At 72.7% G+C, this 25,651-nt stretch carries 21 protein-coding genes; 17 read left to right on the top strand and 4 right to left on the bottom strand.

Annotated features, from left to right (window positions below; translation table 11 throughout):
- Positions 1–392: 392 nt before the first annotated feature.
- Both folE and FPV26_RS10700 read left to right on the top strand, forming a co-directional pair.
- On the top strand, positions 393–986 hold the full coding sequence (gene folE / locus FPV26_RS10705) for a GTP cyclohydrolase I FolE (protein ID WP_147653875.1): 594 nt from the start codon (positions 393–395) through the stop codon (positions 984–986).
- A 36-nt stretch (positions 987–1,022) separates the two neighbouring features.
- Positions 1,023–2,282 (top strand): TCR/Tet family MFS transporter, encoded by a 1,260-nt coding sequence (locus FPV26_RS10700; RefSeq protein ID WP_147653874.1) that lies wholly within the window; start codon positions 1,023–1,025, stop codon positions 2,280–2,282.
- Positions 2,283–2,297: 15 nt separating this feature from the next.
- Here FPV26_RS10700 and FPV26_RS10695 read toward each other — a convergent pair whose 3' ends face one another.
- Positions 2,298–2,582, bottom strand: coding sequence for an I78 family peptidase inhibitor (locus tag FPV26_RS10695; RefSeq protein WP_147653873.1), 285 nt, complete (start codon positions 2,580–2,582; stop codon positions 2,298–2,300).
- Between the two features lie 225 nt (positions 2,583–2,807).
- Between FPV26_RS10695 and FPV26_RS10690 the strand changes: the two genes are divergently transcribed.
- Positions 2,808–3,599, top strand: a complete 792-nt coding sequence (locus FPV26_RS10690; RefSeq protein ID WP_246109270.1) for a protein NO VEIN domain-containing protein — start codon at positions 2,808–2,810, stop codon at positions 3,597–3,599.
- A gap of 26 nt (positions 3,600–3,625) precedes the next feature.
- Here the strand turns inward: FPV26_RS10690 and yjjJ are convergent, their stop codons facing one another.
- Positions 3,626–4,999 (bottom strand): type II toxin-antitoxin system HipA family toxin YjjJ, encoded by a 1,374-nt coding sequence (gene yjjJ / locus FPV26_RS10685; protein WP_147653871.1) that lies wholly within the window; start codon positions 4,997–4,999, stop codon positions 3,626–3,628.
- Positions 5,000–5,150: 151 nt separating this feature from the next.
- A complete protein-coding gene (locus FPV26_RS10680; protein ID WP_147653870.1) occupies positions 5,151–8,810 on the bottom strand; it encodes an indolepyruvate ferredoxin oxidoreductase family protein in 3,660 nt (1,219 codons plus the stop codon).
- Positions 8,811–8,992: 182 nt separating this feature from the next.
- Here FPV26_RS10680 and ggt point away from each other — a divergent pair, with 182 nt between their 5' ends.
- The 11 genes from ggt (at position 8,993) to FPV26_RS10625 (ending at position 20,419) form a co-directional block, all read left to right on the top strand.
- A complete protein-coding gene (ggt, locus tag FPV26_RS10675) occupies positions 8,993–10,714 on the top strand; it encodes a gamma-glutamyltransferase (protein ID WP_147653869.1) in 1,722 nt (573 codons plus the stop codon).
- 76 nt (positions 10,715–10,790) lie between these two features.
- A complete protein-coding gene (locus FPV26_RS10670) occupies positions 10,791–11,417 on the top strand; it encodes a ParA family protein (RefSeq protein ID WP_147653868.1) in 627 nt (208 codons plus the stop codon).
- A 105-nt stretch (positions 11,418–11,522) separates the two neighbouring features.
- Positions 11,523–11,999: a SixA phosphatase family protein gene (locus FPV26_RS10665; RefSeq protein WP_147653867.1), complete on the top strand. Its 477-nt coding sequence runs from the start codon at positions 11,523–11,525 to the stop codon at positions 11,997–11,999.
- Between the two features lie 11 nt (positions 12,000–12,010).
- Positions 12,011–12,592, top strand: coding sequence for a YceI family protein (locus FPV26_RS10660; RefSeq protein ID WP_147653866.1), 582 nt, complete (start codon positions 12,011–12,013; stop codon positions 12,590–12,592).
- On the top strand, positions 12,589–14,496 hold the full coding sequence (locus tag FPV26_RS10655) for a phospholipase D family protein (protein WP_147653865.1): 1,908 nt from the start codon (positions 12,589–12,591) through the stop codon (positions 14,494–14,496). Before FPV26_RS10660 ends, FPV26_RS10655 begins: the two co-directional genes overlap by 4 nt.
- Positions 14,497–14,696: 200 nt before the next feature.
- Entirely contained in the window at positions 14,697–15,311 is a 615-nt protein-coding gene (locus FPV26_RS10650; RefSeq protein ID WP_147653864.1) for a YkvA family protein, read from the top strand.
- 80 nt (positions 15,312–15,391) lie between these two features.
- The gene (locus FPV26_RS10645) at positions 15,392–15,754 is read left to right on the top strand and encodes a hotdog fold thioesterase (protein ID WP_147653878.1); all 363 of its coding nucleotides are present in this window, start codon (positions 15,392–15,394) and stop codon (positions 15,752–15,754) included.
- Positions 15,755–15,794: 40 nt separating this feature from the next.
- Positions 15,795–16,613: a lysophospholipid acyltransferase family protein gene (locus FPV26_RS10640; RefSeq protein ID WP_147653863.1), complete on the top strand. Its 819-nt coding sequence runs from the start codon at positions 15,795–15,797 to the stop codon at positions 16,611–16,613.
- 44 nt (positions 16,614–16,657) lie between these two features.
- Positions 16,658–17,653: a YheT family hydrolase gene (locus tag FPV26_RS10635; RefSeq protein WP_147653862.1), complete on the top strand. Its 996-nt coding sequence runs from the start codon at positions 16,658–16,660 to the stop codon at positions 17,651–17,653.
- A gap of 41 nt (positions 17,654–17,694) precedes the next feature.
- The gene (locus tag FPV26_RS10630; protein ID WP_181952638.1) at positions 17,695–19,782 is read left to right on the top strand and encodes a tetratricopeptide repeat protein; all 2,088 of its coding nucleotides are present in this window, start codon (positions 17,695–17,697) and stop codon (positions 19,780–19,782) included.
- 22 nt (positions 19,783–19,804) lie between these two features.
- Entirely contained in the window at positions 19,805–20,419 is a 615-nt protein-coding gene (locus FPV26_RS10625) for a YbhB/YbcL family Raf kinase inhibitor-like protein (RefSeq protein WP_147653860.1), read from the top strand.
- A gap of 6 nt (positions 20,420–20,425) precedes the next feature.
- Here the strand turns inward: FPV26_RS10625 and FPV26_RS10620 are convergent, their stop codons facing one another.
- Positions 20,426–21,220, bottom strand: a complete 795-nt coding sequence (locus FPV26_RS10620; protein WP_147653859.1) for an undecaprenyl-diphosphate phosphatase — start codon at positions 21,218–21,220, stop codon at positions 20,426–20,428.
- A gap of 237 nt (positions 21,221–21,457) precedes the next feature.
- Between FPV26_RS10620 and glnA the strand changes: the two genes are divergently transcribed.
- The 3 genes from glnA (at position 21,458) to ntrC (ending at position 25,580) form a co-directional block, all read left to right on the top strand.
- Positions 21,458–22,867, top strand: a complete 1,410-nt coding sequence (glnA, locus tag FPV26_RS10615; protein ID WP_147653858.1) for a type I glutamate--ammonia ligase — start codon at positions 21,458–21,460, stop codon at positions 22,865–22,867.
- Positions 22,868–23,116: 249 nt separating this feature from the next.
- On the top strand, positions 23,117–24,166 hold the full coding sequence (locus tag FPV26_RS10610) for a two-component system sensor histidine kinase NtrB (protein ID WP_147653857.1): 1,050 nt from the start codon (positions 23,117–23,119) through the stop codon (positions 24,164–24,166).
- Complete coding sequence (gene ntrC, locus FPV26_RS10605) at positions 24,156–25,580, top strand: nitrogen regulation protein NR(I) (protein WP_147653856.1); 1,425 nt, start codon at positions 24,156–24,158, stop codon at positions 25,578–25,580. The genes FPV26_RS10610 and ntrC overlap by 11 nt, the downstream gene beginning before the upstream one ends.
- Positions 25,581–25,651 lie beyond the last annotated feature (71 nt).

Here is a 25,651-nt window from a genome sequence, read left to right as displayed (position 1 = left end):
TGCTTCCAAAGCAGCCACACTTGCTGCCTCATCCCATCGGGCAGCCCCGGTCGTCCACGTCGTGCCATCGGTACCTCCCCCCAAGGGGGCAGTTAGGCTACCGTTGCGATGACCAATTGAATCCACCACGGATGAGCACGGATAAGGCACAAAGAGGGGAGACAGCGGATGTTCGCCGTGCCGCCTGGGGAAGGTGGCGGAGCACTTCCGTGCAGCGGTAGGCCGACCCGTTTCCGCGCCCTGATGGAGCACGACGGTTCGCGTCGCAGGCCCGAGGTCCGGCAGCTCACTCTCCGTCCTTGGCTTTATCCGTGCTCATCCGTGGCAAAAACCACCCCCACCCCCACCCGCCGAGCTACCATGACGCGCCCGTTTCCGCATCCGCCGGCGCCATGAGCAAGCATCCGCACGAGGTCACCCGCGAACAGGCCGAGGAGGCCGTGCGCACGCTGCTGCGCTGGGCCGGCGACGACCCCGCGCGCGAAGGGCTGCTGGAGACGCCCAAGCGCGTGGTCAAGGCCTACCGCGACTGGTTCAGCGGCTACGCGCTCGACCCCGACGACTACCTGCGCCGCACCTTCGAGGAGGTCGAGGGCTACGACGAGATGATCGTGCTGCGCGACATCGAGTTCGAGAGCCACTGCGAGCACCACATGGCGCCGATCGTCGGCAAGGCCCACGTCGGCTACCTGCCCGACGGCAAGGTGGTGGGCATCAGCAAGCTGGCCCGGGTGGTGGACGCCTACGCGCGCCGCTTCCAGGTGCAGGAGAAGATGACCGCGCAGATCGCCGACTGCATCCAGCGCGCGCTCTCGCCGCGCGGCGTGGGCGTGGTGATCGAGGCCACCCACGAGTGCATGACCACCCGCGGCGTGCACAAGCGCGGGGTGAGCATGATCACCTCGCGCATGCTCGGCAGCTTCCGCGACGACGCCCGCACCCGCGCCGAGTTCCTCGCCTTCATTGACGTCGGCCTCGGGCGCTAGACTGCGCCCTCCCCACGTCCCTGCCCCTTCCGCCCCATGATTTCCGTCGCCGACGGCGGCGCGCGCCGGGCCGCGCTCGCCTTCATCTTCGTCACCGTGCTGGTGGACGTGCTGGCGTTCGGGGTCATCATCCCGGTGCTGCCGCACCTGATCGAGGACTTCGTCGGCGGCGACACCTCGCGCGCAGCGTACTGGGTCGGCGTGTTCGGCACCCTGTTCGCGGCGATCCAGTTCGTGTGCTCGCCGATCCAGGGCGCGCTGTCGGACCGCTACGGCCGGCGTCCGGTGATCCTGCTCTCGTGCCTGGGGCTCGGCCTGGACTTCGTGCTGATGGCGCTGGCGCCGTCGCTGGGCTGGCTGCTGCTCGGGCGGGTGATCTCGGCGATGACCTCGGCCAGCTTCACCACCGCCAACGCCTACATCGCCGACGTCACCGATCCGGCGCAGCGGGCGAAAAGCTTCGGCCTGGTCGGCGCCGCGTTCGGCCTGGGCTTCATCGTCGGGCCGCTGCTCGGCGGCGTGCTCGGCGAGATCCACCTGCGCCTGCCGTTCTGGGCCGCGGCGGCGCTGGCGCTGCTGAACTTCCTGTACGGCTGGTTCGTGCTGCCCGAGTCGCTGCCGCGCGAACGCCGCGCGCCGCGCTTCGACTGGGCGCACGCCAACCCGCTCGGCGCGCTCAGGCTGCTGGCGCACCAGCGCCAGGTGCTGGGCCTGGCCGCGGTGGTGTTCCTGGCCAACATGGCGCACTACGTCTACCCGAGCACGTTCGTGCTGTACGCCGACGTGCGTTACGGCTGGGGGCAGAAGGAGGTCGGCTACGTGCTGGCTGCGGTCGGCGTGCTCAGCGTGCTGGTCAACGCGGTGCTGATCGGCCGCCTGGTGCGGCGCATCGGCGAGCGCCGCGCGCTGCTGCTGGGTCTGGCCTGCGGCGCGGCCGGCTTCGCCGTGTACGGCCTGGCTGCGAGCGGCGCCTGGTTCCTGGCCGGCCTGCCGGTCAGCGCGCTGTGGGCGATCGCCGCGCCGGCGACCCAGGCCCTGATCACGCGCCAGGTGGGCGCCGAGGTGCAGGGCCGGATCCAGGGCGCGCTGATGAGCCTGACCGCGCTGGCCGGGATCGCGGCCCCGGCGCTGTTCGCCGGCGCGTTCGGCTGGTTCATCGGCCCGCGCGCGCCGCTGCCGCTGCCCGGGATCGCGTTCCTGCTCGCCGGCGCGCTGCTGCTGCTCGCCTTCGCCGTGGCCTGGCGCCACGCGCGCCTGCCGCAGCCCGCGGCCGCGCCCGCCGCCGACCCGGCCTGAGCGCGCCCGCCGCGCTCAGCCGCAGGTGATGGCGACGATCGCGCCGCGCTCGTTGACGCGCACGTTCACCCGCTCCGGGTTGAACTCCATCGTCACCATCGTGTCCGGATACAGCACGCGCGCGGAACGGCTGCCGGTGTCGAGCCGGATCCGCTCCACCACCTCCGGATCCGGCCGCTGCCCCACCGCCCACCCGGCGCGCGAGGCGTCGCACTGCGCCACCGCCGGCGGGGGCGGCGGCATCGGCGCACAGGCGGCGAGGGCACAGCCGGTCACGAACGAGCAGGCCAGGGCGCGCATGGGCAGTCTCCAAGAGGCGGACGCTCGCAGCCTGCGCGGCGCGGTGTGGGCGCGCCGTCAAGGCATCCGCTGCACAGGGATGGCAGGCGCGAGCTGTGCGCTGTCCTGGTAAATAGTCCGCAGGCTGCCGGCGTGGAGGCCGCGGCCCGCTCGGGAGGAGGCGGCATGTCCGGAGGGGATTGGTCCCGCGTCGAAGTCGAAGCCTGCGTGGCGGACTATTTCCACATGCTCACGCTCGAACTGTCCGGGCAGCGCTACAACAAATCCGAGCATCGGCGTGCGTTGGCGGCGCGGCTGGACGGCCGCAGCGAGGGAGCGATCGAACGCAAGCACCAGAACATCAGCCAGGTGCTGCTGGAGTTGGAGTGTCCTTACATCGCCGGCTACAAACCGCTGCCGCATTACCAGCAGCTGCTGTTCGAGGTCGTGCAGGAGCGGCTGGCGGCCGACGAGTTGTTCGATCGCGCGGCATTGACGGCCGTGGAACAGCCGGCGGCGGTGCCGCTGCTGCATGAACCGGCAGAGATCCTGGTCGAGCCCCCGCCGATTGCCGTGCGGGTGGTGGAGCCTGCACGACCGCGCTACGCCAGCGCAGCCATTCCTGTCCGGCGCGATTATCTGGCGCGTGAGGCACGGAACCGTTCGCTGGGCATGGCCGGAGAACTGTTCGTGGCCGAGTTCGAGAGCAGGCGCTTGCACGCGCTCGGCCTGTCACGTTTGAGTGAACGGGTCGAACATGTGTCGAGGACCCGAGGCGATGGCCTCGGCTACGACGTGCTGTCGTTCGACGCGGACGGTCGCGAGCGCTATATCGAGGTCAAGACCACCGCGTTCGGGCAGGAAACGCCGTTCTATGTCAGTCGCAATGAACTGGCATGCTCGGACGCCTGTCGCGAGCAGTTCCAGCTCTACCGGGTATTCGAGTTCCGCAGGGCTCCGAAGCTGTTCATGCTGCCCGGCCGGATCGACGCCCATTGCCTGCTCGATCCGGTGAGCTGGCTCGCGCGTTTCGGTTGAGCGCCTGCACAGCAGGGCGGGCCGGGTCAGACCCGCGCGATCGCATGGGTCAGTGCCGCGGCGGCGCCGGCGGCGATGGCGCGGAACGCGGGGGAGATCATGGTCGCGTCGGCGGCGTGCTGCCAGAACCGGTGGGCGATGCGTGCCGCCGCATGCCAGTCGTCGCGGTGCTCGGGTGCGGGCAGCACCACGGCGTACTCGCGGGGCACGACCTCGCCGCCGGCACTGGGGCGGAAGTGCATGGGGAGCATGTCGTAGGCCGGACACAGCGCCAGCGGCCGGGTGTCGTCCAGGTGCAGGGCGACGTTGCCCAGGTGCATGTCGCTGTTGGCGATCAGGACACCGAACCACCCCAGCACGCGCAGCCGGTGCGCGTCCTCGGCGGCCAGCCAGCGTTCGCGTTCGAGCTGCGTGGCGTACTTCCACCATTCGATCCGGCCGTGGCCGTGGCAGGCGGCATCCAGCGCGGCCAGCGACACCAGGCCGCGGCGGCCGAGCGCGGGCGTGCGGTCGAAGCGCAGCGACTGCAGGAACCGGCGACCGTCGGCGTCGAGCAGCGCGCTGTGGGCGGCGGGCAGGCCGGCCGCGCGCAGGGCTTCCCCGGCCAGGTGCTCGCAGGCCAGCAGGTCGGCCCAGCGGCGGCCGCCGGGCGTGTCGGTGCGCTCGCTGAACTTCACGATCACGGCGTGGTGGCCCTCGGCCACGCGCAGCAGCGCGGTGAACTTGGGCTGCTCGCCGGCCGCTGAAGAGCCGACCAGCTCGCCGTGCAACACAGTCTCGGCCAGCGCCGCGTAGTGCTGCGCCCGGGCCTCGACTGGAATCGCCGCCGGCGGGGAGAGCCGGTCCTGGAGCGCGCGTTGCAGGGCGGATTCGCCGAGCACCAGGTCGCCGGGCGCGTCGCTGCCGTGCCGCAGCAGGGCCAGCACGACGTCGTCGGCCTGCCAGCGCAGCAGGTCGGTCGGTGCGCCGATGTCGGCGGCGACGCGCCGGGCGAAGGCGCGGCCGAGGAAGCCCTGCGGGCGCTGGTCGTCCAGGAACCAGGGCAGGCCGGGGAAACGGCCGTCGGCGAACGGCGGTGCCAGGAAGGCCGGCAGGGGGCGCTCGGGGGCGAAATGGAAGCCTTCGCCGTACAGGGCGCGCAGCTCGCCCACACGCTCGGACCGGCCGTCCGGGCCGAGCCGGTACACCGGCCAGCGCGTGCCGGCCCGGCCGATCGCGCGAGCCAGCGCATAGCGGCTGGCCCGGGCCCGGCCGATGCGGACGATCCGCTCCCCGGCCGCCGCGATCAGCCGCGACAGGGTGGGCTGGCTGACCCCCAGCGCCGCTGCCAGCGCGGCGGCCGTCTGCGGGCTGCGCTGGCGCAACAGGGTTTCCAGGTGGAGCAGGCGGGGGTCGTCCATGACCGAATTTGAATAGATATGGAATAGAAAATCAAGCCGGCTAGCGCCGCTGATTCTTTTCAAAACAGTGTGTTAGAAAAATGACCCGCCGGCTATTGTGAATAGATAATCCATGGCGCCCGGCGTTGCAGCCGGGCCGCCCCAATCCGCCTCATGCCGCCCGTGCCGGCGCCGCCGCGGGCGCCTCCCAGCGCGCCAGCAGTTCGGCCTCGCGGGCCTTGGCCTGGCGCAGGTGGGCGTCCTTGACGTGGCCGTAGCCGCGGATGTGCTCGGGGATGGCGGCGATCTCGGCGGCGAGGGCGAGGTTGGACGCATCCAGCCGGGCCAGCAGGCGCTCGACGGTGGCGAAGTAGTCCTCGATCAGGCGGCGTTCGGTCCGGCGCTCCTCGGTGTAGCCGAACACGTCGAGCGCGGTGCCGCGCAGGCGGCGCAGTTTCGCCAGCAGCCTGAACGCGGTGAACACCCACGGGCCGTACTCGCGCTTGACCAGCCGGCCCTCGGCGTCCTTCTTCGCCAGCAGCGGCGGGGCGAGGTGGAACTTCAGTTTGAAGTCGCCCTCGAACTGCTGCGCCAGGCGGCGCTGGAACTCGCCGCTGGTGTACAGGCGCGCGACCTCGTACTCGTCCTTGTAGGCCATCAGCTTGAACGCGTAGCGCGCCACCGCCTCGGTGAGGTCGGTGCTGCCCGGCGCCTTGGCGCTTTCCACCGCGCGCACCCTGGCGACGAGGTCGGCGTAGCGCTTGGCGTAGGCGGCGTTCTGGTAGTCGGTGAGGAACGCGACGCGGCGCGCGATCAGCTCGTCCAGCGAGCGCGACAGGCGCGCGTCGTCGAGCGGCAGGAACGCCACTTCGCCGCCGCCGTGCGACGGCACGTGGCGCAGCTCGTCGGTCTCGCGCACGGGCTTCGGCGCCACGTTCGCGCCCCACTCGTGGCCTTCCCACTCGCCCGGCTTCAGCACCGGCAGGTCGAGCGCGTTGCCGGCATTCGGTGCGCTCGGCGCGATGCCGGCGGCGTCGAGCACCGCGCGCATGTCGAGCGCGGCCAGGCGCCCCCAGGCGAACGCGGTCTTGTTCATCTCCACCGCCGCGCCGTTGAGTTCGATCGCGCGCATCAGCGCCTCGAACGTCACCGGGACCAGCCCGCGCTGCCAGGCGTAGCCGAGCATGAACAGGTTGGTGGCGATCGCATCGCCGAGCAGCGCGGTGGCGAGCTGGGTGGCATCGACCTGCAGCGGATCGCGCCCGCCGAGCGCGGTGCGCACCGCGGCGACGATGTCGGCGGCCGGGAACTTCATGTCCGGCCGGGTGGTGAACGTGCCCGGCATCGCCTCGTAGGTGTTGAGCACGACCTGGGTGCGGTCGGCGCGGATCTTCGACAGCGCCCAGTAATCGTTGACCACCACCATGTCGCAGCCGAGCACGAGGTCGGCTTCGCCCGCGGCGATGCGCACGGCGTGGATGTCGGCCGGCGTGTTGGCGATCCGCACGTGAGTGGTGACCGCACCGCCCTTCTGCGCCAACCCGGTCTGGTCGAGCACGCTCGCGCCCTTGCCTTCGAGGTGGCCGGCCATGCCGAGCAGCGCGCCGATGGTGACCACGCCGGTACCGCCGACGCCGGTGATCAGGATGTTCCACGGCCGGTCGAGCGCCGGCAGTTGCGGCATCGGCAGGTTCGCCAGCCGGTCCTTCGCGTTCGAACCCTTCTGCTTGCGCAGCTGGCCGCCTTCCACCGTGACGAAGCTCGGGCAGAAGCCGTTGACGCAGGAGAAGTCCTTGTTGCAGTTCGACTGGTCGATCTCGCGCTTGCGGCCGAACTCGGTCTCCTTCGGCAGCACCGAGACGCAGAACGACTTCTTGCCGCAGTCGCCGCAGCCCTCGCACACCAGCGAGTTGATGACGACGCGCTTGTTCGGATCCGGCATCTTGCCGCGCTTGCGGCGGCGACGCTTCTCGGTGGCGCAGGTCTGATCGTAGATCAGCACCGTCACGCCCGGCGTCTCGCGCAGGCGCTTCTGCACGGCGTCCAGTTCCTTGCGGTCGAAGAATTCGACGCCGCTCGGGAAGATCGACGGGTCCGACCACTTCGCGATGTCGTCGGACAGCACCACGATCGTCTGCACGCCCTCGGCGCGCACCTGGTGGGCGATCTGCGGCACGCTCAGCACGCCGTCCACCGGCTGGCCGCCGGTCATCGCCACCGCGTCGTTGTAGAGGATCTTGTAGGTGATGTTGACCCCGGCGGCGATCGACTGGCGGATCGCCAGCGAGCCGCTGTGGAAGTAGGTGCCGTCGCCGAGGTTCTGGAACACGTGCGGCGTCCGGGTGAACGGCGCCTGCCCCGCCCAGGTGACGCCTTCGCCGCCCATGTGGGTGAAGGTGTCGGTGCTGCGGTCCATCCACGTGACCATGTAATGGCAGCCGATGCCGCCGAGCGCGCGCGAGCCGTCCGGCACCACGGTCGAGGTGTTGTGCGGGCAGCCGGAGCAGTAGTGCGGCACGCGCGGGAACTGCGCGCGCGGCAGCGCGAGCTCGGATTCCTTCTCGGCCATCCAGCGCAGCACGTTCTCGATGTGCTCGGAATTGTGGAAGCGCTGGATGCGGCGCGCGATCACCCGCGCGATGCGCGCCGGCGTCAGCTCCGAGGTCGACGGCAGAATCCATTCGCCGGCCTCGTCGTACTTGCCGACGATGCTCGGGCGCTCCGGCCAGTTGTACATCTGCTCCTTCATCTGGCTCTCGATGAAGGCGTGCTTCTCCTCCACCACCACGATGTCGGACAGGCCCTGCACGAAACGGCGCAGACCGACCGGCTCCAGCGGCCAGGTCATCGCCACCTTGTAGACGCGGATGCCGAGATCGGCGCAGGCGCGCGCGTCGAGCCCGAGGTACTCCAGGGCCTGCAGCACGTCGAGGTAGCTCTTGCCGGTGGTGATGATGCCCAGCCGCGGGTTCGGCGAATCGATGACGATGCGATCGATCCGGTTGGCGCGCGCGAACGCCTGCGCCGCCTTGACCGCGTACTGGTGCAGGCGCATCTCCTGCTCCAGCGGCGGATCCGGCCAGCGGATGTTGAGCCCGCCCGGCGGCAGCTCGAAGTCCTCCGGCAGCACGATCTGCAGCGCCAGCGGATCGACGTCCACCGACGCCGACGACTCCACGGTTTCGGCGATCGTCTTGAAGCCGACCCAGCGGCCGGTGAAGCGGCTCATCGCCCAGCCGATGAGGCCGAGGTCGAGGATCTCCTGCACGCCGGCCGGATTGAGCACCGGCATCATCGCGCTGACGAACTCGTGCTCCGAGCCGTGCGGCAGGGTCGAGCTGCGGCAGGCGTGGTCGTCGGCGGCGAGCGCGAGCACGCCGCCATGCCTGGAGGTGCCGGCGGCGTTGGCGTGCTTGAACACGTCGCCGCAGCGGTCCACGCCGGGGCCCTTGCCGTACCACATGCCGAACACGCCGTCGTGCTTCGCGCCGGGCCACAGCCCGATCTGCTGCGTGCCCCAGACCATGGTCGCGCCCAGGTCCTCGTTCAGGCCCGGGGTGAACTTCACCCCCGCGCGCTCCAGGTGCTTCTTCGCCCGCCACAGCTCCAGGTCGAAGCCGCCGAGCGGCGAGCCGCGGTAGCCGGAGACGAAGCCGGCGGTGTTCAGGCCGGCGGCCTGGTCGCGCACGCGCTGCATCAGCGGCAGCCGCACCAGCGCCTGCACGCCGGAGAGGTAGATCCGGCCTTCCAGGCGGGTGTACTTGTCGTCGAGGGTGTAGTCGCGGTCCACCGCGGCGGCGGCGGGGGAGCGGGAAGCGGAGGCGGTGGTCATGGGCGGGCCTGCGACGGCGAAGGCGGCGGAATCGGCCGTGTCCGGCGCGGAATCCGCGGGAGAAAAGGGGCGAAATTGTAGCAGCGGCCCCGGCCGGGCCCGGCCGCGGCCATACGCCACCGCACCGAGCCTGCACAGCGCCGGCGCTACCATCCGCCGGCCCCCACGGAGGAATTCGTCCGATGCGCGCCTGCCTGCTCGCCCTCGCCCTGACCCTGGCCGCGGCCGCGCCCGCGTCCGCCGCCGACCGCATCACCGGCCGCCCCTTCGCCACCCGCAGCGAGGTCTATGCCCCGCACGCGATGGCCGCGACCTCGCATCCGCTCGCCACCCAGATCGCGCTCGACGTGATGCAGCGGGGCGGCAGCGCGGTGGACGCGGCGATCGCCGCCAACGCCGCGCTCGGGCTGATGGAGCCCACCGGCAACGGTATCGGCGGCGACCTGTTCGCGATCGTGTGGGATCCGAAGACGAACAAGCTGTACGGCTACAACGGCTCCGGCCGCTCGCCGAAATCGCTGACCCTGGCCGAGTTCCAGCGCCGCGGCCTGACCGAGGTGCCCGCGCACGGCCCGCTGCCGGTGACCGTGCCGGGCACGGTGGACGCCTGGTTCGCGCTGCACGCGCGGTTCGGCAAGCGGCCGATGGCCGAGAACCTCGCCCCCGCGATCCGTTACGCGCGCGAAGGCCATCCGGTGCACGAGACCATCGCCTACTACTGGGACCGCTCGGTGCCGGTGCTGTCGAAGTGGCCGGGTTTCGCCGAGCAGTTCACCGTGGCCGGCGACACGCCCGGTGCACGCCGCGCCCCGCGCACCGGCGAGATCTGGCGCAACCCCAACCTCGCCAACACCCTGGAGAAGATCGCGCGCGGCGGGCGCGATGCGTTCTACAAGGGCGAGATCGCGCGCGTCATCGACGCCTACTTCAAGGCCCACGGCGGGTTCCTGTCCTACGAGGACCTGGCCGCGCACCGCGGCGAGTGGGTCGAGCCGGTGAGCGTGAACTACCGCGGTTACGACGTGTGGGAGCTGCCGCCGAACGGCCAGGGCATCGCCGCGCTGCAGATGCTGCAGATCCTGGAAGGCTACGACCTGGCGAAGTACGGCTTCGGCAGCCCCGAGCACGTGCACCTGTTCGTCGAGGCCAAGAAGCTCGCCTTCGCCGACCGCGCCGCGTCCTACGCCGATCCGGACTTCTACCGCACGCCGGTGGCGAAGCTGCTCTCGGACGAATACGCGGCCGAGCGGCGCAAGCTGATCTCGATGGAGCGGGCGATGCGCGCGGCCGAGCCGGGCGTGATCCCGCAGCTCGACGAGGGCGACACCATCTACCTCACCACCGCCGACGCCGACGGCATGATGGTCTCGCTGATCCAGTCCAACTACCGCGGCATGGGCAGCGGCATGGCGCCGCCGGGGCTGGGCTTCATCTTCCAGGACCGCGGCGAGCAGTTCGTGCTGAAGGCCGGCCACCCCAATGCCTTCGCGCCGGGCAAGCGCCCGTTCCACACCATCATCCCCGCCTTCGTGACCAAGGGCGGCAAGCCCTGGCTGTCCTTCGGCGTGATGGGCGGGGCGATGCAGCCGCAGGGCCATGTGCAGATCCTGCTCAACCTGATCGACTTCGGCATGAACCTGCAGGAGGCCGGCGACGCGCCGCGGATCCAGCACGACGGTTCCACCGAGCCGGCCGGCCAGGCCACGCCGATGGCCGACGGCGGCGAGGTGGACCTGGAGACCGGCTTTCCCTACGAGACCATCCGCGCCCTGATGCGCAAGGGCCACAGCGTGCGCTTCGCCGACGGCCCCTACGGCGGCTACCAGGCGATCATGGTCAACCCGCACGGCGGCTACGTCGGCGCGTCGGAGTCGCGCAAGGACGGGCAGGCGGCCGGGTACTGACCGCCGCGCCGGGCCGGCCGGGCAAAGCCGCGGGGGCTCGGGTACCCTGCGGCTTCCACCGCAGCCGGAGGTCGGAATGAAGACGGTGCTCGTGGCCAGTTCCAAGGGCGGCGTGGGCAAGACCACGCTTTCCACCAACCTCGCCGCGCACTTCGCGGTGGCCGGCAGGCGCACGGTGCTGGTGGACGCCGACCGCCAGGGCTCGGCCCGGCACTGGGCGGAAAAACGCGCCGCGCATGCGCATGCGGTGCTGCCGGTGGACGGCACCCGCCGCGACTGGGACCGGCGCGTGCCGGGCGATGCGCAGCAGGTGGTGATCGACGCCGCCGCCGGCGCGCACGGCGCCGAGCTCGCGCACTTCCTCGACGTCGCCGACGCGGTCGTGGTGCCGGTGCTGCCCTCGGTGATAGATCTGGAGGCCACCGTGCCGTTCCTGAACACGCTCGCCCGGCACGCGCGGGTGAAGAAGGGCCGGCTGCCGGTGGGCCTGGTCGGCAACCGCTTGCGGCCGTGGACCTCGGCCTCGCAGCAGAGCATCGCCACCCTCGAGCAGTGGCCGTATCCGCTGGTCGCGCAGCTGCGCGACACCCAGGCCTACGTGCTGCTCGCCGGGCTCGGCCGCAGCCTGTTCGACTACCACTCGGCACAGGTGCGCGAGCACCAGGACGACTGGGCGCCGTTGCTGAAGTGGTTGCGGCGCTGACCGCGCCCGAGCCGCAACGCCGGCTGCACGGCGGGAGCAACGCGCGGTCGGGCGGCGCGGGCGGGCCGCTACACTCTGGCCATCCCCGCCGCCGGCCCTGCCTCCATGCGTGAACTGATCCTGCTGCGCCATGCCCATGCCCAGCCCGCGGCCGCGGGCCAGGCCGACCTGGACCGGCCGCTCTCACCCGAAGGCCTGGCGGAGGCCGAAGCCGCCGGGCGCTGGCTGCGCGAGCGCACGCTGATTCCGGACTGCGTGCTGTGCTCGCCGGCGCGGCGCGCGCGCGAGACGCTGGAGGCGGTGCTGGGCACCATCGGCTACGTGGACCAGCGCCTGGAGCCTGCGATCTACGAGGCCACGCCCGGCGCCCTGGCCGGGCTCGCCGACGCGCACGCCGAGATCGGCCGGTTGATGATCGTGGGCCACAACCCCGGCCTGGAGCAGCTGGTGGCGCTGATGCACAGCGGCCAGAGCGGCGACTACCGCGGCATGCCGCCGGCGGGGGTGGCGGTGCTGCAGTTCCCGCCGGGCCAGGCCCTGGAACCCGGGATCGCGCGCCTGGCCGCGTTCTGGTGGCCGTAGGCGGGGACGGGATGGGCGCAACCTGGCTGGTCGGCCTGCTGGCGCTGCTCGCGCCCGCGGCGGAGGCGCCGCCGGCGCCGGTTGCGGCGGCCCCCGACGCCGGCGTGCAGATCGCGGCGGCCTCGCGTTGCGAATTCCTGCTGTACCTGCGCTGGGGCCAGACCCTGCGCGGGATCTGCCCGCGGGTCGGCGGCGAGGTCGAGGCGCTGGCCGACGGCCGCCGCCGCGTGCGCATATGGCTGGACGCGCGCGCGGTCGAGATCGCCGACCACCCGCGCTACACCGCCTTCGCGCGCGGGCCGCGGTTCTTCGACGCCGAGCGCCATCCGTTCCTGTACTTCCTCTCCGATCCCTATCCGCCGCAGCTCTTGCACGCCGGCGGCACGCTCGAGGGCCTGCTGACCGTGCGCGGGCGGAGCCGGCGCGAGCGCCTGACCCTGGCGCCGGCGGCCTGCGCCGTGCCCGGGCGGGAATGCGCGATCGTGGTGCGCGGCCAGCTCTCGCGCGACGAGTACGGCATGCCGAGCTGGCGCATGGTGCTGCGCGACCGCGTGGACCTGCTGCTCGAGGTGCGCACGGAGCCGGTGCCGTGAGTGGCGTCGTCCGGTCCCTGCTGCTGGTGCTGGCGCTGCTCGCCTCCGGCTGCGCGACCCTCTCGCACGACGAGCGGGTGCAGGCGGCGCTGGTGGCCGACCGGGCGCGCCCGACCACGCTCGACTGCCCTCGCGAGGACGCCTGCGCGCGGCCCTCGCCGCTGCGCGCGCTCGCCGGCCAGGCCTTCGCCGCCTCCACCCCGGAGGCGCCGCGCCACCACGCCCTGATCCTGGACCGCGGCGAGGACGCGCTGCTCGCGCGCCTGGACCTGATCCGCGGCGCCCGCCACAGCATTGATCTGCAGACCTACATCTTCTCCGAGGACGACGCCGGGCGCCTGGTGCTGGAGGAGCTGCTGGCCGCGGCGCGGCGCGGGGTGCAGGTGCGGGTGCTGATCGACCAGCTCTCGGCGCTGGAGGACGTGCGTACGCTGGCCGCGCTCGCCGCCGCGCACGCCAACTTCCGCCTGCGGGTGTACAACCCGGTGCTTGGGCACGCGCGCCTGAGTTACCCCGAATACCTGCTGGCCTCGGTGTGCTGCTGGCGCCGGCTCAACCAGCGCATGCACAGCAAGCTGCTGGTGGTGGACCGCGCGGTGGCGATCACCGGCGGGCGCAACTACCAGAACGACTATTACGACTGGAACCCCGACTACAACTTCCGCGACCGCGACGTGCTGGTCGCCGGCCCGGCGGTGCGGGCGATGGCGGACAACTTCGAGGCCTTCTGGGTCGCGCCCCGGAGCGTGCCGGCCGAGCAGCTCGGCGACGTCGGCCGCTGGCTGCTGCGCCGCGGCGTGCCGGAACTGCCGCGGCGCGGGTATGCGGTGCCGGAGCGGGTCGAGGCGGTCTCGCGCGCGGCCGACGATCCGGCGCGGACGCAGGCGCTGGCCGCGGCGGCGCTGCCGGTGGGGACGGTGGAGTTCCTGGCCGACCTGCCGGACAAGCACGGGCGCGAGGCGCCCGCCTACGCCAACGGCACCGGCCACGGCCTGCGCGGGCTGATCGAGTCGGCGCGCGAGGAGGTGCTGCTGCAGACGCCGTACCTGGTGCTGAGCAAGCCGGCGCAGCGCATGTTCGAGGCGATGCACCAGCGGCCCGATGCGCCGCGGGTGAAGATCTCGACCAACAGCCTGGCGGCGACCGACGCGTTCATCGTCTATGCGCTGTCGCACAAGTACAAGCGCCGCTACCTGCGCGATTTCGGCTTCCACATCTACGAGTACAAGCCGTTCCCGGCCGATGCGCCGGTGAACCTGGCGATGGCACGCGCCGGGGTTCCGCCGCCGGCGCCGCCGGCGGCGCCGGCACGCTTCGACCGCGGCAGCGCGGTCCGGCGCACGCCGCGACGCACGCCGCTGGAGCGGGAGAACACGGCCGCGCGCTATTTCGGCAGCGGCGCGAACGAGCGGGTGCCGCTGCAGCGCGGGGGCACGCGCATCGGTCTGCATGCCAAGTCGCTGGTGGTGGACGAGCGGGTGGGGGTGATCGGCACGCACAACTTCGATCCGCGCGGCGACGGCTACAACACCGAGAGTGCGGTGGTGATCCCCGACGCGGCGTTCGCGCGCGCGCTGGCGGCGAGCATCCGCCGCGACATGGCGCCGGCGAACGCGTGGGTGATCGCGCCGCGCGACAAGCCGCCGGTGTTCTCGGGCCTGGACTATTCGCTGGGCAAGCTGTCCGAGCACCTGCCGGTGTTCGACCTGTGGCCGACGCGCTATGCGACCAGCTACGAGTTCGTGCCCGGCCCGGACTGCCCGTTCCCGGTGCCGCGCGACCACCCCGACTTCCGCCGCTGCCATCGCCCGGTCGGCGATTTCCCCGAGGTCAGCCTGGGGCTGAAGGGCCTGACCACCCGCATCTTCACCGCGTTCGGGGCGGGGCTGGCGCCGATTCTCTGATTGCGCGGGAGGCACCGCTGCGGCACGGGCGCGCGGCCGCATGTCGGAGCCGGACGCGGAGCCCGCGCGGCGACCCCCACCCCAGGCAGACCGGCGCCCCCGTCCGAAGCGATGAAGCGCACGCCAGCCCCGTCGCATTGACGCCACGCCGAGCCGCGGCCTAGTCTGCCGCTCCTACGCGACTTCGACGGATCTGCGCCATGGCCCTCTCCCTGCACATCGAACTGACCGACCAGGATCTCGAGCACTTCCACCAGGCCATGGCCGCCGCCAAGCAGGCCGCCACGCACCGTTCCGCCGAGGAAATCATCGAGGCCGCCGGCAAGCTGCTTGCCCAGGCCCAGCAGACCCGCCTGCCCGACTTCATCCTGCAGCGCCTGCTGCGCCTGGACGACATGATCGCGATGCTGCGCGACGAAGGCTGGGCCCTGCCCGAGGAGGACCGCCAGCGCGTGCTCTCGGCCCTGGTCTACTTCTGCGACCCCAAGGACGTCATCCCCGACCACGTCGCCGTGCTCGGCTTCCTCGACGACGCGATCATGATCGAGTTGTGCGTGCGCGAGCTGAAGCACGAACTCGACGCCTACGACGACTTCTGCGACTTCCGCCAGCAGGAGGCAGAGCGCCGCGGCCTCAAGCCGGAGGCGGTGGGTCACGCCGACTGGCTCGACAGCCGCCGCAACGAACTGATCGAGCGCATGCACCGCCGCCGCGAGCGCGACTACGGCACCGGCTACGGCAGCAGCAGCGGCTACGCCGGCGGACACCGCAGCTACGCCCGCACCTGGCGCCCGGGCATGTTCCGCTTCGCCTGAGCGGACGCTTGAACCCGCGTTCCCCGTTCCGCCCCGGGAGCAGCGTCGAGGCGCTCAACGCCCTGTCGGCCGGCACCGCGATGGAGCCGCTCGGGATCGTGTTCACCGAGCTCGGCCCCGACTGGCTGCGCGCGACCATGCCGGTGGACGCGCGCACCCGCCAGCCCTACGGCCTGCTCCACGGCGGCGCCTCGGTGCTGCTGGCCGAGACCCTCGGCAGCAGCGCCGCGATGCTGTGCGTGGCCGAGGGCGAACGCTGCGTGGGCATCGAGATCAACGCCAACCACCTGCGCGCGGTGCGCGAGGGCACCGTCACCGGCACCGCCCGGCCCCTGCACCTGGGCCGCCAGACCCAGGTGTGGGAGATCCGGATCGAGGACCAGGCCGGGCGCCTGGTCTGCGTCTCGCGCCTGACCGTGGCCGTGCTGCGCGGCGGCGCCTGAGCGGTGGCCGCGGCCGCGGCGCTTCCGCTATCGTGATGCGATGAGCTCCCCCGCCGCCGATGCCGCCTACGCGCGCGCGCTGCGCTACCTGCTGCGCGTGCCCATGCTGCTGTGGCACGTGGTCGTGCACCTGCCGCTGACCCTGCTGCTGATGCTGCCGCCGTGGGGGCGCATCCGGCTCGACGGCGAACCGCTCGAATACCGCATGGTGCGTTTCTGGCAGGGCGGGCTGATGCACGTGTTCGGCTTCCGCCTGCGCCGCTTCGGCACCCCGCTGCGCGGCCCGGTGGTGTTCGTCGCCAACCACGTCAGCTGGCTCGACATCGTCGCCCTGCACAGCCAGCGCATGATGGGCTTCGTCGCCAAGCGCGAGATCAGCGGCTGGCCGCTGGTGGGCTGGCTGGCCGCGCGCGGCGAGACCATCTTCCACGAGCGCGGCAGCAGCGAGTCGCTCGGCGGCGTGCTGCACGAGATGCTGGCGCGGCTGCGCGCCGGGCGCTCGGTGGGCGTGTTCCCGGAGGGCCGCACCCGCGACGGGCGCGAGGTCGGGCCGTTCCACGCCCGCATCTTCCTCGCCGCAGTCGAGGCCGGCGTGCGCGTGCAGCCGGTGGCGTTGCGCTACGGCGAGCACGGCCAGGCCCAGACTGCGGTTGCGTTCCGGCCCGGCGAGAGCTTCTTCCACAACTTCCTGCGCCTGCTCGGCGAGCCCGGGCGCACGGTGGAGGTGTGGTTCCTGGAACCCATCGACACCGCCACCGCCGGCGGCCGGCGCCAGATCGCCGACCTGGCCCGCGAGCGCATCGTCGCGGTGATGGAAGGCGCATCCCGACCCGCGGTCCACGCCCCGGCGCCCGCCTGAGCGCGACGGACGCTCCACGCTGCGCGCGCTATCGTGTGCGGCCGATGCCGATCCTCCACGAATCGCCCTACCGCCCCCCGCGCGCGCTGCGCAATCCGCACCTGCAGTCGGTGCTCGGCACCAGTCCCTTGCGCCGCCGGCAGGGGCAGCGCCGGCTGCAGGCACTGGGCGCGGTCTCGACCATGCACCTGGTGGACGCCGGCGACGGGGTGTGCCTGCAGGGCGTGCACAGCACCCGGCCCGGGCTGGCGCCGCGCGGCCTGGCGCTGCTGCTGCACGGCTGGGAGGGCAGCGCCGAATCGAGCTACATGCGCCTGACCGCGGCCGCGCTGCTGGCGCGCGGCTTCGAGGTGTTCCGGCTCAACTTCCGCGACCACGGCGATACCCACCACCTCAACGAGGAGCTGTTCCACTCCAATCGGATCGACGAGGTGGTGCGGGCCGCATGCGCGGTGGCCGCGCGCTTCCCGACACGGCCGCTGGTGGCGGCGGGCTACTCGCTGGGCGGCAACTTCGCCCTGCGCCTGGCGCTGCGCGCGCCGGAGGCGGGGCTGCCGCTCGCGCGCGTGGCCGCGGTCTGCCCGGTGCTGGACCCGGCGCGCACGCTGGCGGTGATGGAGGCGGGCCTGGGCCTGTACCACGCCTACTTCCAGCGCAAGTGGACCCGCTCGCTGCGGCGCAAGCGCGCCCTGTTCCCGCAGCGGCACGCGATCGACGAGCGCACCCTCGGCCTGGACATGCGCACGCTCACCCGCTGGCTGGTCGAGCGCCACACCGAGTTCGCCTCGCTCGAGGACTACTTCCACGGCTACACCATCGCCGGCGACCGCCTGGCCAGGCTGCGGGTGCCGGCACGGGTGCTGACCGCGGCCGACGACCCGGTGATCCCGGTCGAGGACTTCCACCGCTGGCAGCTGCCGCCGATCGCGCAGGTCGAGATCGCCGCCCACGGCGGCCATTGCGGCTTCCTCACCTCCTGGCGCGGCGACGGCTACGCCGAGCACTGGGTCGCTGCGCACCTGGCCGGGGACGGCGACTGAGCGCGGCTACAATGGCCGGCTCCCGTGTTGCCGGAAGCCCCATGTACGACGCCATCCTCGAGGCCCTGCGCCGCGGCGCGGTCGCCGACGCCCTCACCGCCGCGCGCGAGGCGGTCGCCGCCCGCCCGGACGACCCGAAGGCGCACCATGTGCTGGCCCTCGCCCTGCGCCAGCAAGGGGAGGCGGCCGCGGCGCTGGAGAGCCTCGATCGCGCGCTCGCGCTCGCGCCCGAGGAGCCGGAGCTGCACCTGGCCCGTGCCGGCCTGCTGCTCGGCACGCGCCAGCTCGACGCGGCCCAGGCCGCGCTGGCGCGCAGCGTCAGCCTCGACCCCAACCAGTTCCCCGCCTATCTGCTGCAGGCGCACCTGGCGTTGGGCCGCGGCGATGCCGACGAGGCCGAGCGGCAGATGCGACTGGCCGCGCGCCTGGCCCCCGACCACCCGCAGGTGGTCGGGCTGGAGGGCCTGATCGCACTGCGTCGCGGGCGTGCCGAGGATGCGATCCGGCTGCTGACCGCGGCCACGCGCGCCATGCCCGACGATCCGGTGTTGCGCAACGGGCTCGGGTTTGCCTTCCTGGCCCAGGGGCACCTGGCCTTCGCCGAACAAGCGTTTCGCAGCGTGCTCGCGGCGGCGCCGGGCCAGGCGAGTCCGGTGCAGCGTGCCCTGCTGGCCGACATCGTCGGGCGCCAGGGGCGGCCCGACGAGGCGGTGGCCGAACTTGAACCATTGCTGGCCGAGTCGCAGACCGCCACGCCCGGCGTGAGGCGCCAGATCGGCGAGTGGCTGCTCGCCGCCGGCCGCGACGAAGCTGCGCGCGAACAGCTCGAAGCGGCATTCGAATCGATGCCCGAGGATCCACGCACGCTCGGCTTGCTGTTCGAGGCCTGGCGCCGGCTGGGGGAGCGCTCCCGCGCCCGCGAACGGCTGGACGCGGCGCTCGCGCGGCGGTCGACGGACATGTCCCTGTGGCAGGCGCGGCTGGCGGTGGAGACGGCGGCCAGCGCCGAAGCGCGGGTGGTGCTCGAACGCTGGCTGCAGGCGATGCCGGAGGCGATCGCTGCACTCGAAGCGCTCGCCGCCATGCACGACAGTGCCGGCGAAACCGACGCGGCGCTGGCGGTGGCACGGCGCATCCTGGCGCAGGATCCGGAACACCCGGGCGCCCGCCTGCGCGTGGCGGTCGGACATCTGATCGAGGCCGATCCCGCCGCCTCCATCGCTGAACTGGAAGCGCTGCTCGAGCGCACGGCCGAGGCCGGGTTGCAGCGCGAGTTGCGCGCCTGGCTCGGCTTCGCCCAGGATCGTGCCGGTCGCGTGCACGAGGCGGTGGCCACATGGATGGTCCGGCAGGACGAGGTCACGGCGTTCGCGGTTGCGCGGCCGCAGCCCACCGCGCCTCGAGTCGAGTGGGCGGAGGCTGCCGTCGCCGCGTCCGGAGCGGTCTCAATCGCATGGCTATGGGGCCCGCCGGGCAGTGGAGTCGAGCAACTCGTGGCTGTCGGCGCCTACGCGGGCCTGCCGTTGCTGACCGACCGCTTCGGCCCGCAGCCGCCGGCGGATCCGCTGCAGCAGCCCGACAGCGCCGCGCGCCTGCTCGCCGGCGAGCTGGATCCGGCGGCGCTGGTCGCCGGCTGGCGCACGACGCTGGCTACGCGCGGAGTTCCCGCCGGCCAGGCGCTGATCGACTGGCTGCCGTGGTGGGACAACGGCCTGCTGCAGGCGCTGCGTCCGCACCTGCCCGAGGCGCTGCTGCTGATCGCGCTGCGCGACCCGCGCGACATGCTGCTCGACTGGCTCGCCTTCGGCGCGCCGGCCGGGCTCGCGTTCGAGTCGCCGCAGGCGGCCGCGGCCTGGCTGGCGCCGGTGCTGCAACAGGTCGCCGCGCTGCACGAGCAGAACCTGCACCCGCACCGCCTGCTGCGCCTGGACGAGGCGCTGGACCGGCCCGAAGCGTTGGCGGCGGCCATCACCGCCGCGCTGGAGAGCGAGGTGCCGCCGCCACCGCGCGCGGCGCTCGGCCCGGCGCGGCTGCCGCCCGGCCGCTGGCGCGCCTACGCCGAGCCGCTGGCCGACGCCTTCGCCCTGCTGGCGCCGGTGGCGCGCCGGCTCGGCTACCCGGAGACCTGACCCAACCGAAGGAGACCCCGCCATGCGGATCTGGAGCGAGAGCTTCGAGCATCGCCAGCGCATTCCCGCCGAGTTCGCGATGGGCACGCCGGACGGTTTCGGCGGCAACCGCAATCCGCACCTGGCCTGGGACGGGGTGCCGGCCGGCACCCGCTCGTTCGTGCTGATGTGCATCGACACCGACGTGCCGACCGTGGCGGAGATGGTGGGCAAGCCGGGGGTGGAGATCCCGGTCGAGCAGCCGCGCACCGAGTTCGTGCACTGGGTGATGGCGGACATCCCGGCCGAGGTGCGCGCGATCGCGGCCGGCAGCTGCAGCGACGGGGTGACCCCGCGCGGCAAGCGCAATCCGCCCGGCCCGCCCGGCGCGCGCCAGGGCCTGAACGACTACACCGGGTGGTTCGCCGGCGATGCCGATATGGGCGGCGACTACTACGGCTACGACGGCCCCTATCCACCGCCGAACGACCTGCGCCTGCACCGCTACTTCTTCCGCCTGTTCGCGCTCGACACCCCGCGCCTGGCGCTGCCGGCGCGCTTCACCGCCGCCGACGTGTTCCAGGCCATGCACGCCCACCTGCTCGGCGAGACCGCGCTCTACGGCACCTACTCGCTGCACCCGCGCGTGGCGGGCTGAGCGCGCTCACTGCCCCGCCGGCAGCAGCCACAGCAGCAGCGCGCCGAGGCAGAAGCGGTAGATCGCGAACGGCGTGAAGCGGTGCCGGGAGATGTAGCCGAGCAGCCAGCGCACGGTGGCGAAGCCGGTCGCGGTGGCGGCGGCGAAGGCGACGGCGAGTTCGCCCCAGTCCTCGCGCGGGGCGCCGGGCGTGGCGGCGTACTCGACCAAAGCGTAGGCGCTGGCCGCGAACATGGTCGGGATGCCGGCCAGGAACGCGAACTCCGCCGCGGCCGAGCGCCGGCTCAGCCCGGCCAGCATCGCCATGAAGATCGCCGCGGCGCTGCGCGAGGTGCCGGGGAACACCCCGGCCAGCACCTGCGCCAGGCCGACCAGCACCGCCACGGTCCAGGTCGCCTCGGTGCGGTCGGGGCGACGCTCGGCCACGCGTTCGGCCAGCAGCATCCACACCCCGCCCAGGATCAGCGCCCAGGCCACCGGCGTCACCGTCTCCGGCAGCTCCCAGCCGAGCAGCCGCACCGGGATCCCGACCGCCGCCGTGACCGCGAACGCGGCGCCGATCTTGAGCGCGTAGTCGCGCGTCTCCGGCCGGTGCAGGCCGTGCGCCAGCGCCCACAGCCGCTGCCGGTACACCAGGCTGATGGCGAGGATCGCGCCGGCCTGGATCACGATGTTGAACAGGTCCGAGCGCGGCCCCAGCCAGTGCTGCGCGATCAGCAGGTGGCCGGTGCTCGAGATCGGCAGGAACTCGGTGATGCCTTCGAGGATGCCGAGCAGCAGCGCGGCCAGCAGGTCGGACATGGGCGGGCGTGGAAGAACGGGCGGCGCGCAGCATAGCCGATCGGCGGATTTGCACACGAAGAGTGCAAGCTGGACGCATCTGCACCAAGACAGTGCCCGGCCGGCCCCGTTTCTGTCGTGCGCCCCGGCCAATCAATGGGTTGCGTGGTCCGCCGGGTTGGCACACCCCTTGCTAACCCTCATCCCGTTCCTTCCCGTTCCCGCCCACTCCCCACTCTTCGCCCCAACGGAGCCGCCATGTCCCTCGATCACGTCAACAAGCTCGTCAAGGACCACAAGGTCGAATGGATCGACCTGCGCTTCGCCGACATGCGCGGCGTGCAGCACCACGTCACCTTCCCCGCCTCGATCGTCGAGCCTTCCCTGTTCGAGGACGGCAAGATGTTCGACGGCAGCTCGATCGCCGGCTGGAAGGGCATCAACGAGTCCGACATGGTGCTGCTGCCGGATCCGTCCACCGCGTTCCTGGATCCGTTCACCGCCGACCCGACCCTGGTGCTGACCTGCGACGTGCTCGACCCGGCGACGATGCAGGCCTACTCGCGCGATCCGCGCGGCGTGGCCCGGCGCGCCGAGGCCTACCTCAAGGCCAGCGGCATCGCCGACCAGGCGTTCTTCGGCCCCGAGCCCGAGTTCTTCATCTTCGACTCGGTGCGTTTCGGCAACGAGATGGGCCACACCTTCTTCCACATTGATTCGGAAGAGGCGCACTGGAACTCCGGCCGCGAGTACGCCGGCGGCAACACCGGCTACCGGCCGATGGTGAAGGGCGGCTACTTCCCGGTGCCGCCGCTGGATTCGCTGCACGACCTGCGCGCGGAGATGTGCAAGACCCTGGCCCAGGTCGGCATCGAGGTCGAGGTCCACCACCACGAGGTCGCCAACGCCGGCCAGTGCGAGATCGGCACCCGGTTCAGCTCGCTGGTGAAGAAGGCCGACGAGCTGCTGACCATGAAGTACGTGATCAAGAACGTCGCCTTCCGCAACGGCAAGACGGTGACGTTCATGCCCAAGCCGCTGGTCGGCGACAACGGCAGCGGCATGCACGTGCACCAGTCGCTGGCCAAGGGCGGGGTGAACCTGTTCTCCGGCGACGGCTACGGCGGCCTGTCGCAGCTGGCGCTGTGGTACATCGGCGGCATCTTCAGGCACGCGCGCGCGATCAACGCGTTCGCCAACTCGACGACCAATTCGTACAAGCGCCTGGTGCCGGGCTTCGAGGCGCCGGTGATGCTGGCGTACTCGGCGCGCAACCGCTCGGCCTCGTGCCGCATTCCGTACGTGGCCAACCCGAAGGCGCGCCGGATCGAGATCCGCTTCCCCGACCCGATGCAGTCGGGCTACCTCACCTTCGCCGCGCTGATGATGGCCGGCCTGGACGGCATCCGGAACCAGATCGATCCGGGCGAGGCGATGGACAAGGACCTGTACGACCTGCCGCCGGAAGAGGCCAAGGGCATCCCGACCGTGTGCCACTCGCTCGACCAGGCGCTGGAGGCGCTCGACGCCGACCGCGAGTTCCTCAAGGCCGGCGGGGTGTTCTCCGACGACTTCATTGACGGCTACATCGCGCTGAAGATGCAGGAGGTCACCAAGTTCCGCGCGGCCACGCATCCGCTGGAGTACCAGCTGTACTACACGATCTGACGCAACAGGGTCGTCGGGCACGGGCGCCGGATGCATGGTCGGCCCGGGCCCGGTCCGCGGGGGATGTCGCTTTTCGCTCGGTCAGGGCTTCCTGCCCTGACTCGCGCGCGCGCCATCCATGGCGCGCTCGGCGCGACACCCCCCGCAGACCGGCCCCTCGGAAAGAGCCGCAGCGCCTGTGACCGACCAGAGCGAAGCCCGTCGCAGGACGCGGATGCGAGCCGGCGCGGTTTGCCCTACATTGGTGCAATGCCCGCGCCCCCCGACCTCGACCACCTGAGCACGCCGCTGGCCTGGGCCGGGGCGGACGGGCGCATCGCCGGGGCGAACCTGGCCTGTGCGCGCTGGCTGGGGGTGAGCGTGCGGCGGCTGCCGGGGGTGCCGCTGGCGGCGCTGGAGCACGAAGGCGCGGCGCTGGCGCGGGCCCTGGGGCAGACGCCGGGCAGCGAGCTGGTCCGGCTGCGGCGGCTGGCGCTGGCCTTTCCCGGCGCCGAGGCGCCGCGGTTCGCCGACGTGGTCCTGTCCCGGCGCGAGGGCGGGGGCTGGCTGCTGGAGGCGCACCCGGTCGAGGAGTTCCCGGGCGAGGATCCGGCACTGGCCCTGCCGGGGGCGCTGGCCGCGGCGCTGAAGGGGCTGGCGCACGAGCTGCGCAACCCGCTCGCCGGGCTGAAGGGCGCGGCGCAGTTGCTGGCGCGGCGCGCGGAGACGCGGCCGGACAACGACGACGAACGCGCCCTGACCGCCCTGATCGAGAGCGAGGTCGGCCGCCTGGCGACGTTGCTGGACCGGCTGCTGGTGCCGGCGCCGCCGCGCGCGTTCGAGCCGCTCAACATCCACGCCGTGCTCGAACGGGTGCTCAAGCTGGCCGAGGCCGACGCCGGCTGGGCGGTGCGGCTGGCGCGCGACTACGACCCCTCGCTGCCGGAACTGGCCGGCGACGCCGACCGCCTGACCCAGGCACTGTGGAACCTGGTGCGCAACGCGATCGAGGCTGGCGCGGCCACCGTCACCCTGCGCACCCGCGCCGAGCACGCGGTGCGGATCGGCGAGACGGTGCATCCGCTGGTGCTGCGCCTGGAGGTGGTGGACGACGGCCGCGGGGTGCCGGAGGAGCTGGCCGAACGCATCTTCCTGCCGCTGGTGACCGGCCGTGCCGAGGGCACCGGGCTCGGGCTCGCGCTGGCGCAGCAGGTGGCGCGCGAACACGGCGGCTCGCTCGCCTACCGCTCGCGCCCGGGCCACACCGTGTTCACCCTGCTGCTGCCGCTGGGCGCCGAGGAGACCCCGCATGCCGGCTGAGCCCGCCCGGATCTGGATCGTGGACGACGACCGCGCGGTGCGCTTCGTGCTCGCCACCGCGCTGCGCGAGGCCGGCTACGTCGTGGACGGGTTCGAGAACGCGGCCGACGCGCTGGCCGCGTTGCGCGGGCGCGCCGCGCCCGACCTGCTGTTCACCGACGTGCGCATGCCCGGCGAGGACGGCCTGGCGCTGCTGGAGAAACTCAAGGCCGCGCAGCCGGCGCTGCCGGTGATCGTGATGAGCGCCTACACCGACGTGGCCAGCACCGCCGGCGCATTCCGCGGCGGGGCCTACGAATTCCTGTCCAAACCCTTCGACCTCGACGATGCGGTGGCGCTGGCCGCGCGCGCGCTGCCGGCGCGGGCTGCGGCCGCGCCGCCGGCGCCCGCGCGCCCGGGCGAGGCGGCGGTGGAGGCCACCCTGCTCGGCCGCACCCCGGCGATGCGCGAGCTGTTCCGGGCCATCGGCCGCCTGGCGCAGGCGCCGCTGTCGGTGCTGATCACCGGCGAGACCGGCACCGGCAAGGAGCTGGTCGCGCGCGCGCTGCACCGCGAGTCGCCGCGCGCGCACAAACCCTTCGTCGCGCTCAACACCGCCGCGATCCCTGCCGAGCTGCTGGAGAGCGAGCTGTTCGGGCACGAGGCCGGCGCCTTCACCGGCGCCACCCGGCGCCACGTCGGCCGCTTCGAGCAGGCCCATGGCGGCACCCTGTTCCTGGACGAGATCGGCGACATGCCGCTGCCGCTGCAGACCCGGCTGCTGCGGGTGCTGGCCGAGGGCGAGTTCTTCCGTGTCGGCGGGCGCGAGCTGATCTCGGTGGACGTGCGCGTGATCGCGGCCACCCACCAGGACCTGGAGCGGCTGGTGGGCGAGGGCCGCTTCCGCGCCGACCTGCTGCACCGCCTGGACGTGGTCCGGCTGCGCCTGCCGCCGCTGCGCGAGCGCCGCGACGACGTGCCGCTGCTGGCCGAGCGCTTCCTCGCCGTGGCCGCGGCGCGGCTGGACGCGCCGGCCAAGCAGTTCGCGCCGGAGGCGCTCGAGCGCCTGCGCGCGCACGCCTGGCCGGGCAACGTGCGCGAGCTGGAGAACCTGTGCTGGCGCCTGGCCGCGCTGGCGCCGGGCAAGACCATCACCGGCGCGGACGTGGCCGCGGCGCTCGGCGAGCGCGCCGTGGACGCCACCGGGACCGGCGGCGAGCGCTGGGAGGAGGCGCTCGCGCAGTGGGCGCGCGCGCAACTGGCCGCCGGCGCGCCGGAGCTGCACGCGCAGGCGCGCGCGCGCCTGGACCGGATCCTGCTCGAGGCCGCGCTCGCCCACAGCGGCGGCCACCGCAGCGCCGCCGCCGCGGCGCTCGGCCTGGGCCGCAACACCCTCACCCGCAAGCTCGGCGCGCGCCGCGGCCGGCGGCGCTGAGCGCGGCGTTCACCCGGCCCTACGGAACGCGCCGGCACACTGCCGGCCTCGCATCGTCGTCGGCACCCAAG

Origin of the sequence: Vulcaniibacterium gelatinicum, assembly GCF_008033445.1 — a bacterium.
Lineage (GTDB): Bacteria > Pseudomonadota > Gammaproteobacteria > Xanthomonadales > Xanthomonadaceae > Vulcaniibacterium_B > Vulcaniibacterium_B gelatinicum.
The sequence above is the reverse complement of the archived record's forward strand: the minus strand, read 5'-3'. Positions and strand labels throughout refer to the sequence as shown.